At 33.9% G+C, this 13,640-nt stretch carries 13 protein-coding genes and 3 pseudogenes; 2 read left to right on the forward strand and 14 right to left on the reverse strand.

Features of this window, described 5'->3' with window-relative positions:
- The 6 genes and pseudogenes from V7014_RS09435 to V7014_RS09465 form a co-directional block, all read right to left on the reverse strand.
- Positions 1–186: alpha/beta fold hydrolase (locus V7014_RS09435; protein WP_438824898.1), on the reverse strand; the 186-nt coding region annotated here is incomplete at its 3' end.
- Positions 187–189: 3 nt separating this feature from the next.
- Positions 190–837: a TetR/AcrR family transcriptional regulator gene (locus V7014_RS09440; protein WP_335506452.1), complete on the reverse strand. Its 648-nt coding sequence runs from the start codon at positions 835–837 to the stop codon at positions 190–192.
- Positions 838–1,757: 920 nt separating this feature from the next.
- Positions 1,758–2,819, reverse strand: coding sequence for a site-2 protease family protein (locus V7014_RS09450; protein WP_335506454.1), 1,062 nt, complete (start codon positions 2,817–2,819; stop codon positions 1,758–1,760).
- Positions 2,820–2,865: 46 nt separating this feature from the next.
- Positions 2,866–3,015 (reverse strand): hypothetical protein, encoded by a 150-nt coding sequence (locus tag V7014_RS09455; RefSeq protein ID WP_335506456.1) that lies wholly within the window; start codon positions 3,013–3,015, stop codon positions 2,866–2,868.
- A 24-nt stretch (positions 3,016–3,039) separates the two neighbouring features.
- Positions 3,040–3,358 (reverse strand): annotated as a pseudogene (locus tag V7014_RS09460) (PadR family transcriptional regulator).
- A gap of 192 nt (positions 3,359–3,550) precedes the next feature.
- Positions 3,551–4,402 carry an alpha/beta fold hydrolase gene (locus V7014_RS09465; protein WP_335506458.1) on the reverse strand — a complete coding sequence of 284 codons (852 nt, stop codon included), beginning with the start codon at positions 4,400–4,402 and terminating at the stop codon, positions 3,551–3,553.
- A gap of 392 nt (positions 4,403–4,794) precedes the next feature.
- Between V7014_RS09465 and V7014_RS09470 the strand changes: the two genes are divergently transcribed.
- Positions 4,795–5,559 (forward strand): ANT(4')-I family aminoglycoside nucleotidyltransferase, encoded by a 765-nt coding sequence (locus V7014_RS09470; RefSeq protein ID WP_335506460.1) that lies wholly within the window; start codon positions 4,795–4,797, stop codon positions 5,557–5,559.
- 233 nt (positions 5,560–5,792) lie between these two features.
- Here the strand turns inward: V7014_RS09470 and V7014_RS09475 are convergent.
- From V7014_RS09475 to V7014_RS27235, 6 genes and pseudogenes are all read right to left on the reverse strand, one after another.
- A pseudogene (locus V7014_RS09475) lies at positions 5,793–6,358 on the reverse strand (sulfite exporter TauE/SafE family protein).
- 111 nt (positions 6,359–6,469) lie between these two features.
- Positions 6,470–7,651 carry an iron-containing alcohol dehydrogenase gene (locus V7014_RS09485; RefSeq protein WP_335506464.1) on the reverse strand — a complete coding sequence of 394 codons (1,182 nt, stop codon included), beginning with the start codon at positions 7,649–7,651 and terminating at the stop codon, positions 6,470–6,472.
- 70 nt (positions 7,652–7,721) lie between these two features.
- Complete coding sequence (locus V7014_RS09490) at positions 7,722–8,078, reverse strand: Rieske (2Fe-2S) protein (protein WP_335506465.1); 357 nt, start codon at positions 8,076–8,078, stop codon at positions 7,722–7,724.
- A pseudogene (locus tag V7014_RS27230) lies at positions 8,075–8,167 on the reverse strand (hypothetical protein); the annotation flags it as partial. The gene V7014_RS09490 and the pseudogene V7014_RS27230, both read right to left, overlap by 4 nt.
- 22 nt (positions 8,168–8,189) lie before the next feature.
- Complete coding sequence (locus V7014_RS09495; protein WP_335506467.1) at positions 8,190–8,342, reverse strand: hypothetical protein; 153 nt, start codon at positions 8,340–8,342, stop codon at positions 8,190–8,192.
- Entirely contained in the window at positions 8,336–8,614 is a 279-nt protein-coding gene (locus tag V7014_RS27235; RefSeq protein ID WP_438824899.1) for a hypothetical protein, read from the reverse strand. Before V7014_RS27235 ends, V7014_RS09495 begins: the two co-directional genes overlap by 7 nt.
- A gap of 243 nt (positions 8,615–8,857) precedes the next feature.
- On the opposite strand from V7014_RS27235, the gene V7014_RS09500 reads away from it, so the two are divergent.
- The gene (locus V7014_RS09500) at positions 8,858–9,766 is read left to right on the forward strand and encodes a LysR family transcriptional regulator (protein WP_335506469.1); all 909 of its coding nucleotides are present in this window, start codon (positions 8,858–8,860) and stop codon (positions 9,764–9,766) included.
- Between the two features lie 375 nt (positions 9,767–10,141).
- On the opposite strand, the gene V7014_RS09505 is transcribed toward V7014_RS09500, so the two are convergent.
- Both V7014_RS09505 and V7014_RS09510 read right to left on the reverse strand, forming a co-directional pair.
- Positions 10,142–11,389 (reverse strand): MFS transporter, encoded by a 1,248-nt coding sequence (locus V7014_RS09505; RefSeq protein WP_335506471.1) that lies wholly within the window; start codon positions 11,387–11,389, stop codon positions 10,142–10,144.
- A 211-nt stretch (positions 11,390–11,600) separates the two neighbouring features.
- Positions 11,601–13,220: a long-chain-fatty-acid--CoA ligase gene (locus tag V7014_RS09510; protein ID WP_335506473.1), complete on the reverse strand. Its 1,620-nt coding sequence runs from the start codon at positions 13,218–13,220 to the stop codon at positions 11,601–11,603.
- Between the last annotated feature and the right edge of the window lie 420 nt (positions 13,221–13,640).

Raw genomic sequence — 13,640 nt, forward strand, 5'->3', positions numbered from 1 at the left:
TGAATCTTTTATACTAATAAAGGTTGTATTGCCATCCTCACCGTGTCCATCAATAATCGGTGTAACAACATGAAATTTTTGAGAAAAGTGGCTGATCTGATGCTGTAAAGACCAATAAGATAAGCCTCCACCATGTAATAGAATAATAGTTTCTGATTCTGGGTTACCTGTATCCTTAAATATCACCTTTTACACCTCTTCATATTCTTTTTTATAAAACATTCTCCTTAAGTTGTCTAAAGAAGAATAATCTCTTTCAAGATAGAAGTTCCAGTCAATAGAAGATATTTTATTGTCTCCTACTTCAATCATAAGTTCTTTTTCATATCCATACATCAACCATTTAAAGTATCTGAATTGCTCACTAATTTCAATATCCTCTCTAAACATTGAAAGGTCGATGTTTTGATATAAGCTATTATTAATCTGATCTTCAAGTCGTTGTAGTTGTTCTATTAAATCTAATGGAAGCCCCATTTCATTTTTGTAAACATAATAATAAGATGAGATAAAAGAAAAAACATATGGGTTTTCAGTAAATATTCTATTCTTAATAGATCTTTGTAATTTATATCTTTCAAAAAAATCAGAAATAGAAGTATCTATCTTAGCAACATAATCTTCTATTAAATAGTCGATAGCGTATTTGAATAAGAAATTTAAAAGGTCTTGTTTGTTCTTAAAATAATAAAACAATGATCCTTTTGATATTCCTGCCCTTTTTACTATTCGATTCGTAGATGCATCAGTGTAACCATAGTTTGCAAATTCTTGAAACGCAGAATTAATTACTCTTTGCTGTTTATCTATTTCCAAATTAAAGAAAGCATCATTCATATTAATCCCCCTTTTTGACCACAGTGGTCATATCCAATTTAATACAACTGACCAATATGGTCAATTTTTTAAAGGATACTATAAGAACATTTCATGTCAACTCCACTAATCTAAGTAAATACTATGGTTAATTAAATACATTAAATAGTAGTAATAGAACATAAAAACACGATCTCTTATAATCAATTACATTATCATATACCACAATGATAGTTGGCGACTGCCGACAGACCATCAAATAGTCCGAATTAACATTTTAAATTTTCCGACTTTAATTAAAGTGTTATGATATTCCTGTCAAATTAGATAAGGTGTGATGTCTTATGCCAAATAAAAAAAGATACTTTGTACATGTAAATTATTATTATTATCGTAAAATCCTAACGAAAGGAAGATGNNATGTCACATTGTTAAAGAGGGAACAAGCATTTACTATTAGTTCAGAAACAACGAGATTAATTATACGCCTACTTATGAACGAAAATTATCGCAATTGGCTAACTGAGTTTAAAAATAGATTTCCATCACAGAATAGACACGATAAAGGTAGAATTAATATGAGTGGTTGTACTGAAGAATGGTTTAGTAATTTAGTGAAACATATTAATCTTGATAACTCACCTTCTATTAATTTAGCTAAAAGTGTTGGTATGGAGTTTGAATGTGTTAGAAAAGGATTTATATTTGAATTTGGAGAGTGGACTGACCATTTTTTCTATTACATAAATTTTAATTAATAAATAGGTGCTTTTGTCTACATTCACCAAAAATCTAGGGGTCTCATCGAAGTGCTACACTACAAAAGGGATTCGGAATGACATCATTTCGAATCCCTTTCCACTTTTGAAAATCATAAAGTATGGTGTAGCCGTGAAATTAACATTATAAAAATTGCTTCAGGAATATACAGATTCACAATATTAAGCACATTTCATATCTTTTCCCAATGCTTTCTGTACAATTTGAGTAAGCTGACGTTCTGCTTCATAAAACCCGTATTGCTCGATTCCTTTCGTGCATTCTTTCATCACTTCTTCAAGTAATTGATTTGCACTCGTTACATCACCATGTAAATAAGTAAGTATTGCCTCACTTCTTTTATAGCTAATCGGATCGATTTTAGACATATGTGAATGTAAGCCTTTAATGAATTGAATATCGGGCTCTGAGGAAATCAACGAATCAATTTGTCGAATATGTGTAATTAACTGTAAATGAAGTTTCGTTTTCTTTGTAATTGGAAGTTGTTTAAACGACGCTATCGATTCAGATGCTTTCTCATAATTGGCCGTCACTAACTGATAATAAAAGATTGAATATGCTGCCATAATTGTATCGATTGAAACTTCTACGTTTTTAGCCTCTAGAATCAGTTGTTTTTCCCAATATATTGGGCTTTTTGGAGACATCATTTCTATCATTAATAAAAGCTCCGCTAAAAAGGTTTCTACTTCTTTTCCACCTTTTTGTAATAGAAGAAAAACACTGCCATCAGACTTAAAAGTCCCTTGGAATGGTATGGCAGTTGCAAAGAATATGGATGTATTTAAAATCGTAAACATCATGGCTACATCATTCTCTGTCACAAACCAAATAGCTAGACTGATTATGGATGCAATAACTGTTAAAATAGGGCCACCTGCAACAAACAGTGTATGTCGTTTTACCAAATCTGATAAGTTGATCTCTGTAGGTACACAACTAGCAACTCCACCAAATGTAATCCATGTATTATTTGGTACAACCTTTAAATTTGGGTCCTTTTTTATCGTGATTGGACCAACTGTCATATATAAAAACTTGTATCCTGCAAGCTTCCCACCAAAAACATGTCCTAACTCATGAATAAATATCACAACTAACGCGATGATAAACGTAAGACCGATAAAATTGACCGTTTCTGAATAAGAAGAAAATGATAAAACAATACCTATACTAATTAATAATAAACACATGTTTAACGGTGTGAAAATCTTTTTCATTTGATTATCTCCTTTATTGTCTACTATATTTTTTTGCCTTCTTCTGCTAAATCACGATAATCAATACTAAATATAACGTCTTCTGGATTTGCTTTTTCAAATTTATATAACCTCCTTTAAATGACTTAATCATCCAACCTTGTAATGCTTTTTCATGTAACATATTCAAATCCCTTTGTTCAAAAAATGCGAGCATTCGATACTTTATATTTCTTCTTCATCATTCCCTACCCTTTCGTATGCCTTCTTCTGCAAACTGGACCATCGTTTTACGCCTTTCAATATCTATTTGAAGGACTTCTCTCACCTTCACTGTCAGTACACATACCTTTCTACATGAATCTTAATCATCATAAAGCTTAATATAAGCTTCTTTTAACAGCTTTTTAATAATCGTATAGAGTGATGCTGGTCCAATGACAACTGCACCATTGGTTATTTCCTCTACTATGTTCATCACCGCATACCCATGTCTTGTCTCTGTAAAAGATGCCATAATATAAAAAAACAGAGTCAGTTAAATGCTCTAACGATTTCATTTCCTCACCAACTTTATATCACTTTTTAATATATCTAAAAATAATATATCATAAAGTGATATAAAAACCCAAAAAAATTTTAAATTAAGAGAAAACATTGTTTTCTTCTTCAAATCTAAAAGACCAGTAAGTTAGTACTTCCCTGGCCTTATCTCCAAAAAAAGATAACAAAATTCTATTAAACGTACATATTTAATTAGGATTATGAGTCCTATTTCCATTAACGTTCTTTAAAAATTGCTTTACTACTTCATTGAATTTCTCACTATGCTCCCAAAACATCATATGGCCTCCAAGGACTTTAATTGTGGATTCAGGAGTAATTCTTCTTGTATAAGCACTCGCTACTTCGGCCCAATGTTCTGCTACAACTGTTAAAGTTGATACTGATTTACTAGCAAGGACCGCTTCTTTACGGTAATCAGAAAACATTCCAGCCGCAAATAAATTTGCAGCAACGTAATATGGTGTTTTTAAAGATTGCTCAACAATCCAGTTCAATTCCTCTTCTTTCAACTTTCGCTGAACCATCACTTGACTCGCATAGCTCGAAATGAATTCCCTTTGCCCTTCAGGATTTCGCATAAAAGAAGTATAAGCCGAACCAATATCATTAAGAGATCCCTCTACCCAATCTTCCTCATGATTAGTCGATAATGCCTTTGGCGGCATATCCACGAAAATCAAAGATTTAATGTTTGCCATTCCTTGCTGTTTAATATATTCCCAGATTGTAAGACAGCCAAATGACCAACCAACTAATGTGATATTTTTCAAATTTAACTCTACTAAAATCTTTGTCAAATCAGATCCATGTGTCACATACTCATTTCCATAGAGTGAAATGGATGAACGACCGTGACTTCTCGGATCTATGACAATTACACGGTTTGTCTTTGAGAAATAATCCACTTGTTTTGAAAACACTTCAGTCGTAAATGTAAAACCTGGAATAAAAACAATTGGGTCACCACTTCCGATATCTTGAACAAACAATTCTACTCCTGCTTCAATGGGGATATATTTTCCACCTAATACTGTCATAGTCCTCAACTCCTTACATGATCTCAATTTAATCTTCGGTAACTACATTTATGCACTTATACTTTTTGTTTATTTCTTATTACAATATTCATTTAATTCTCGTTAAATAACTACGATTCTAACTTAAAATTACATAAAATCATTTACAAAACTTCATTTTATATCTTATTATACGATATAATCTTAATGAGTGAATTTTAAGAACAGCTTTTCACTTACTCGTAATATTACAAAAAAGAAAACCATTTTATATGTAAACTAACTTTTATATTATAAAGAAAGGTGGATTATTTGAATGAAGCCAGATAAAATTCCTCGTTAAGCCCGTGGCCCTCCATGACCGTTTATATAATAATCTCATTTAAAATTTTTATAAAAAAGGAGAAGCGTATATGATTGGTCCTAGAAAAATTACAAGAGAAGAAAGAATGAAAATTGCTTATAGAATAGCAAATCAAGTATTAGAAAAATATGGTTCAGAGGTTAAAGCCATTGGACTATATGGTTCTTTAGCCAGAAAAACAGATGGTCCATTTTCGGACATTGAAATTAAATGTATTTTACATTCTTTAGAAGATGACTATTGCTATGAATGGACATCAGGTGATTGGAAAGCAGAAGTAAACTTTGATAGTGAAGAAGATATTTTAGAAGAAGCCACTACGGTAGAGGAAGATTGGCCACTTACTCACGGACAATTCTTCACTATCCTACCAATTTATGATCCCGAAGAGTTTTTTAAAAAGCTAAGACTAAAAGCAAGCTCTGTAGATAACACAATTTTTAAAGAAGCGATTTGTAAAACATTAGTTGAAGAAATGTACGAATACATTGGGAAATTGAGAAATATAGAAATTCAAGGCCCTGTAACATTCTTGCCTACTTTGGCTATAAAAATAGCAACTACTGGTGCGATGATTTTAGGATTACACAACCAACGTTATTTCACGACCTCAGCTCAAGTATTGCCTGAAGCTATGGCTTTTACAGATAAGCCTGAAGGATTTGATGCACTATGCAAAATGGTGATGTCAGGATATTTATCTGATCCTAAACAAATTATTACTGTCTGTGAAAACTTTTGGACAGGCTTATTAAATTGGTCAGCTGCAAATGGTTATAAAATAAATTGTTCAAATGATATACCTACTATTTGATCGTTTATTATATTCTTCAAATCATCCTGCTACCGATAGGTTATTTTAACTAAAAGTAACCAATTGGATAAAATACTTCAATTTGTAGACAAAAGGAGGTTCGGAATGACAATCTTTCGAACCCCCTTCGTAAGTATTGTTCTAAATTATGCTTACCTGCGATGATCATGAATAAAACTATCAAAATGGCAGCCTTATTCTTCAGTTTTTGCACCTGTTAGCTTAAAATAAACTCAGAAAAAATTAGATAATAGTGAGTAACATCCAGTGAAGAGAAGAATGATATAGGTGATGATTTGAAACGTTCTTTGATTAATCCATGTAAATATCCATTGTCCGATTAGTATTCCAATCACAAGTGGAAGAAGGGACACCAAAGATGAATAGTGTACCATCTTGTTTGTGCCGCCAATTAATACTTGTATCACTATACTGGCGAAATAAATGCAGAGATAGTAAGCTAATGTTGTATTTCGAATCATTACTTTTTCCTTACCTACTCCTGAGAAATAAAGGAGTAAAGGAGGGCCTGGCATACCTATGCTGACTGTTAAAAGTCCTGAAATTACTCCTATTATAAAATCCCTTTTTTCAGTTTGACGTATCTTAACTGTTTAATTTTGAAAATCATGATAATAGAAATAAGTAGTGAAAGGATAAGATTGATTTGAATAGCCGTATGAGGCTGATAAATTTAAAAAAGAAATGGCATCGATATGATAGAAAATCCAAAGCCTGTACTTGTTTGTAAAATGGATGCCATTAGAACAATTGTCACTAATATATACCAGTTTTCCATATCAGTCATCACTCTCTGTAACGTTTCTATCAATACGTCTGTGCTCCTTCCTATTTAAGAAAATTATTATCTGACTTGGTTGCTTTTTGACGTATTAGTTAACGTTTAAGGCTAATCAAATACTTGGGATGTTATTTTGGTTACTACGTCAGGCGGTATTTCAAAATAAACACCCGTAGGCTCATTATGAACAAATAATACAATATCTTCCATGTTATCTGGATTCGCATCAATTCCAATAAAGGTTTCAGGTAGCGCTATTTCTTTCCGTAACTTTCGAACAAATGCAACAACCTGATTCAAACATTCCTTATCATCTAGAGAAGGGTTCATAATGCCAAGTGCCTGAGCAAATCCTTGAATTCTTGTTAAATAGAAAGTATCCAAAGATTCGATTATATTGGGGAGCAATACGGCATTAGCGAGCATGTGCTTAATTCCAAATTTCCCACAAAATGCAAGAGCCATATTATGAACGGGAATAGCATCTGCTGCAGGTATGAAAGCATATTTTGCCATTAAACTGGCGAGTTGCATGTTTGCCTTTGCCTCCATATTAGATCCATCATGGACTGCGGTTGATATATTATCTACAATTAATCGAATCGCTTGTTGTGCGTAGGCATCCGTCATCGGGTTAGCCTTAGGTGAAAAATATGCCTCAATTGCATTTACCAATGTAGTGAATCCAGTAAAAGCAGTTGATTCAGAAGAAAGATACATCGTTAGTTCAGGGTCTAAAATAGCTACATCAGCATTGATAAAGGTATTATAAATAGTGGTTTTTATCCCACTCCCTTTATTTATTATCATTGTAACTTCTGTTATCTCAGCTCCGGTTCCTGCCAAAGTAGGGACAGCTACATGTGGTATCGAGATTGATTGGGCATCAGGCCATTGCTCCCTAACTTTTTCAACTTCACGTATATCTTGTATATCTTTATGCAACATCCATTTAACTGCCTTAACTGTATCTAAGACACCAGTGCCTCCAAGCGCTAGCAAAGAATCTCCTTTGTGGGCTTTGAAGAAATCAGCGCAACGATTGACAGTTTCAGCATATGCTTCCTGTTCAACATCCTCAAAAACACCAACAATCTGTGTATTTTCTGGAATCCCTTCAAACACTTCCTTGATTTGATTTATGATGCCAGACTGGGCCACTTCTCTATCTGTAAATAGAACCACTCGTTTACCACCAAGCCCCTTTAACATAAGAGGAAGCAAGGAACGAGAACCTGGACCATAGTTCACGACAGTCCGATAAAAAGTTTGGAAATATGAAGTCTGCATGGAATCACCTACACTTTTCTATACTTTTATTAATTTCTACTATTTCAAGTATGAATCTATCTTTTTTGACCTACATGTAAATAACAACATCGTCACCTTCAACTTCTAAATTATATGATTTTATATTTAATCTATCTGTTTGGAACAGAGCTTTACCAGTTTTTACATCCCATTCATAACCATGTCTTGGGCATCTTATAATTTCGTTACATTTCACAAATCCGATTTTTCCATTCGGTAAACACTCATTCGTTCCATCTAACCGTTTGACATCTACCAAATTCGCAGCCTGATGAGGACATATAGCACTAACAGCAGAAAATGTGGCCTCTCCTGTACAACACAATACAATCCTTCTACCTTTTACTTTTATCTCTTTTATTTCACCTGGTTTCATGTCTTTTGTTTTACAAACTGTATATTTCAAATCAAATCATCCTCCATATCTTCTAATCCATAAAATTCTCTAGCATTATCATAAAGAATTCGCCTTTTCCACTCTTTAGACATAGTCGCTGGAAAAGCACGGTATGGATCATCAAAATCCCAATGTGGATAATCTGAAGCAAAGCATTTCTGGTCCTAACATTTCAATCATTTGTATCATATGCTTTGGATTAGGATCTTCCATCGGTTGTGTTGTAAATTTAAAATGTTCACGAATATATTCGCTAGGTAATCTTTTTAGCAAGTCACTTCCTTCCGAAAAGCACGAAACGTCATGTCAAGCCTCCACATAAGTGGAACAACCCATGAAAATCCACCTTCAATCATCAATACTTTTAGTTTTGGAAACTTCTCAAATAATCCATGAACAACCATATTAGACATAATACTCTGATAATTACGAACTCTAGTAGTATACCAGTCTATAAAGTAAGGATTCTGACCTAATACAGATCTTGTCGCACTTGATATATGAAATGCGATAGGTAAATTATTTCGTTCAGCAGCCTCGTAAATAGGATGATAGAAAAAACAGTTCTATTTATTATTCACTTAACTAGATTCTTATAAGTGTATAAATAGATTATTGAAACAGTATTTCCTGTCTTTTCACGCAAATCAAAAACCATTTAACAATAATTGACGAGAAAATTATTGTCGGAATTTTTGATTTAATTAGGTTTATTCTATCAATTAAATAAGGTAATATAAAATTAATCTTTTCGATTGAAGTATAAGTTTTTGTGATAGGAGGTAAATATGAACATAGATAAATTAGTATATCTATTCGAAGTTGCAAAAACAGGATCTTTTTCGATTGCTTCTCAAAATCTGCATGTAAGCCAGTCTGGAATAAGTCAAGCTATATTAAATCTAGAAAAAGAATTAGGAATTACAATTTTTCAACGCTCTCGCCAAGGGGTAACACCAACAGATGAAGGAAAGAAAGTGATAAAAAAAGCCTACGAAATATTAATAAAGTATCAGGAATTAAAAGATGAAGTTAAAACTCTTACTGATTCAGTTTCAGGAGAATTAAAAATATCAACTATTTCCGGTTTTCTTAAATTACTATTAGAACCACTATCTACCTTTAAGAAGAATTTCCCTCACATAACGATTGATATTATCGAAAATACTACACTTTCCGTGATTGAGGATGTTGTGGATCATAAGAGCGACATAGGACTAATCACAATTTACGGTGATGTAATCAAAAAAAGAGATGAGATTACATGCGAAACTTTACTTGAAGGTAAAATGAAAATATATGTAAATAAAAATTCTCCTTTAGTTTTCTATGAATCTATAACTCCCCAAGAATTACTTCAACATACTCTAGTCTTATATAATGGAGACTATATTAAATGGTTCATCGATGATTTCATGAAAAATTACGGACCTTTAAAAGTATTTTTCACTTCAAATGATACTAATGTAGTAATGAATGCTGTTCTTAAAGGGTTGGCTATTAGTATTGGACCCAGTTATTCAACATCTAACAATCCCTACCTGAATTCTGGAGAAATTGTAACAATCGATTTAGTTTATCATGTACCGTTGTCTATATCACTTGGTTGGATCCACTTAAAAAACAAACATCTCCCCATTTATGTAGACAAATTTATTAAAGATCTAAAAAATGAATTTAAAAATAGTGACAGGTGAGTACTTTATGTATACTATTTCAAGTCACATCTAGGATATTAAAGTAGCCAATGACATAAAAAAGAGTGACTTCAAAAAGCCGTTATTTTAACGATTTTCAAAGTCACTCTTTCACTATAAACCTATTTTATCGGTTGGTATCGCTTCCTTATGTGGGAATATATATGTTCCACTATTACCTTCTAGTACAATTATTACGTCATACAATAAGCGAATAGTGACTTCGCTACCACTTTACAATTTTATATCACCCTCCATTTTCAATTATTGCTAATATACCCTTACTTACTAATTAAACTCTATTTAAAAAGAGAATTAGCTAATTCTTATAAAAGGACTCATAGATAGAGTGAATATAATTTAAAAAGTAACATCTTACATAGCAATCGTTTCAGACGTAGCATGTTCTTTTAGATTATCAGGTTTAACTAACAACAAGGTGAAAATAGCAATGGTGACAAACAATCCAACCATTACATAGATCGAATAGTGGAAGCCTAGTGCAAGATTTGCACCAGCAGCTTGTACTAATAGTCCTGTAACAAGCGGCGCAATTAGTTGGGAAACATTGTTACCCAAAGACAAAATGCTCGTCATGAAACCGGCTCGTTCTGGCATTAATCTAATCATGATTTGAGCGGACATTGAGATGTTAACAAAGTTAAACCCTTTTGCCACACATAAGGCTACAACGATCCATAGGAATAAGTTCCCTACCAGCGGAATAGAGGCAAGGGCAAGTCCACCGATGAGACTGCTTATTCCTGCGACCCAGACACGTGCCTTTCTATAACTCTTCGTTTTTTTGAAAACGTAATCAGAAAAAAATGAAATCAACAAAACCAATACGATGGATGCAATACCTGTTCCCGAGATAGCAAATGCCATCTGCATAGGGGCTAATTTTACAACCTTCGTTAAATATACAGGAGCCCATAAAGCCATCCATGTGATAAGCCAATAGCTAGAAGCTGATAAAGCAATTGTTAAAAAACAGGCTGGATTACGGAGAACAGGGGCAATATCTTTCCATTTCAATTTTGGCGCCTGGGTTCTCCTATCCTTCTGATTATTCTTCTCATAACGATTAACCAAAGCCCAGATCATAAGTACCGTCAAACTGACAAAACCAAGTGAAACAAAAGTCCATCGCCAACCGATATTCTCAATCAAACTGACGAGAATCGGTGCGCAAACTACTCCACCGATAGACCCTCCAGCAATCATAACGGACATCGCTAATCCTCTTAGATTTTCAGGGAATATTTGAGAAATATGACTTAATCCTGATGGATAAAACGGTCCCTCTAAAGCGCCTAACAATATTCGATAGGTGATAAGCATTGAAAATCCAACTATAGCTATTGACCCAAACTGAATAATACTCACACCGGCTAAGACAACGAAAAGCATTCTGGTTGTTCCAATACGATCCGACCATGTCCCTCCAATTAAGCTTGTGATGATGTATAGAATGAAGAAACTGCTCCCTACCATTCCCCATTGAGATGCGTTTAAACTAAATTCCTTCATAAGAGGTTCAGCTGCAAAACCAATTACTATCTGATCTGCATAGACGATAAGAGTAGCTATAAATAATAACATAAGACTAATCCAACGCATGTAAAACACCCCTTCATAATTTTGAAAATGTATGCCGAGGGTTCATTAAATTACTCCCACCTTTTTCATGTTGATAACGTTAGATTGGCTGGTCCGATGTCTATTTAAATATTTTAAGAACTCTAATTCACTTCAACGTATAACTACTACCATCAGAAAATAATAATTTGCTGACATTCCATTAAAAAATAGGTTGAAATACAATAGATAATTACCCTTTTCCAGTTATGGAATCTGCATGTCTCATTTGTTCTAGGTTCTCCTCTACTAACGCACGACGCAATATTTTTCCAACCGCTGATTTCGGCAATTGTTCCCTGAATTCTACCTGTTTGGGTACTTTATATCTGGCTAATCGCTCTCTGCACCATTCAACGATTTCTTTTTCAGTTAGCGAATAATGTTCCTTCACGACAATGGCTACTTTGACCGTTTCTCCACGATAAGCATCTGGGATACCAAATGTACAGGCTTCAGCAACGGCTGGATGCTGGTACAGGATCTCATCAATCTCATTAGGATAAATATTATATCCTCCCGCAATTATCATTTCCTTTTTTCTTCCTACAACGAACAAAAATCCATCTTCATCCACTATGCCTGTATCACCTGTATGAAGCCACCCATTGCGAATAGTTCGAGCTGTTTCCTCTGGGTTTTTCCAGTAACCTTTCATAATTTGGGGACCCTTTAAAAGAATCTCACCAGATTCCCCTATTGGCATTTCTTGCAAACCAGTTTCGAGATCCACGATTTTGACATCCGAGTTCGGGACGGGTATGCCCACACTTCCTACTTTTCTAACACCATTCATAAGTGTACGAACGGTAATGGCATTAGATTCCGTTAATCCATACATTTCAGAAATACGTACGCCCGATTTTTTTTCAAAAGCTTGCTGCACTTCTATCGGAATAGGGGCAGCACCAGTTCTGCATACTTTCAAAGATTTTAAGTCATCTTTCTTAAAATCGGGATGATTTAACAATGCAACAAAGACTGTAGGTGGCACTGAAAGTAAAGATGGACGATATTTTCGAATCATATCAAGAGCATCGTGGATTTTGAATTGCTTAATAGGAATATAGACTCCTGCATAGAAAATGGTGGTCACCATTAGCACCAAACCAGCACCATGAAACATTGGGAAAACACTAAAAAAACGTTCACCTGGACGCTGAAGAGCTCCATCGTCTGTGAAATAGGTGTGATAAATGGAGGCTACCGTATTGTAATGGGTAATCATGACTCCTTTTGGTGTACCAGTCGTTCCTCCTGTATACTGAAGAACTGCTACATCTTCTCTACTATTGATTTGCAATGGTGGAAGTGTATCGTTCTCCTCCTGAATCCAGTTGTATAAATAGGCGTTTTCTTTAGTTTCGTAATCCATGGTAATAATCATAAGCTTACTGCTATAACTAGTACGTTCTAATTTCTCAATCTGACTACTCTCGCAAATCAACCACATTGGTTCAGAATCATCCAGCATAAAATTTAATTCGTGAGGCTGATACATTGGATTCAACTGAACGACAATACCTCCCAATCGTTGAACACCGAAATAAGCGATTATGTATTCTTTGCAATTGTATAGCATGATACCCAATCGATCGCCTTTCTTAAATCCACGTCGATGTAAGGCACCAGCAAAGAAATCAACTGCTTGTTTCAATTCTGTATAAGTGATCGCCTCGTCTCCCTCAATGATGGCTGTTTGATTAGGGAAATCTTGAGTGGCACGTTCCAGAAAATGATAAATGGAACAAGAGGGTATTTCTACTTCAAACGGAATCGATTTCGGATAAAAGGCATGCCATGTTTTTTTCATACTAATAACTCCCCTTCATAATTTGATAAATGATTAAAGTTAAAAAACGACACAAACAATGTATGAAATTTGTTATTTTGAACTTCCCTAATCAATCCCACATCTTCTAATTCACCTTTTACACTCTAATTACTTACCGTTCGTACGTTCTAAAACTTGTAAGCGGTGTCATTTTTACTCTGATACCTTACTCTTTATTGTCCAAATACTCCCTCCTCTCTTCTGTTCCTAAAAATTAAATGCGAATATTCATGTTATTATAAATATTTACATTTATGATAATCGTATGTTATATTTTTTGAAAGTTAAGAAATTTAAATATACGTTTCTCAAAATTAATGGTTCATAAGTAAAGAGGATCAAAAAATGGAAGGAACATTTTATAGTGGAATCAATAAATTGAGGTGAAGATATGCGTAT

The organism is Bacillus sp. JJ722, assembly GCF_036963345.1.
Taxonomy (GTDB): domain Bacteria; phylum Bacillota; class Bacilli; order Bacillales; family DSM-1321; genus Bacillus_AD.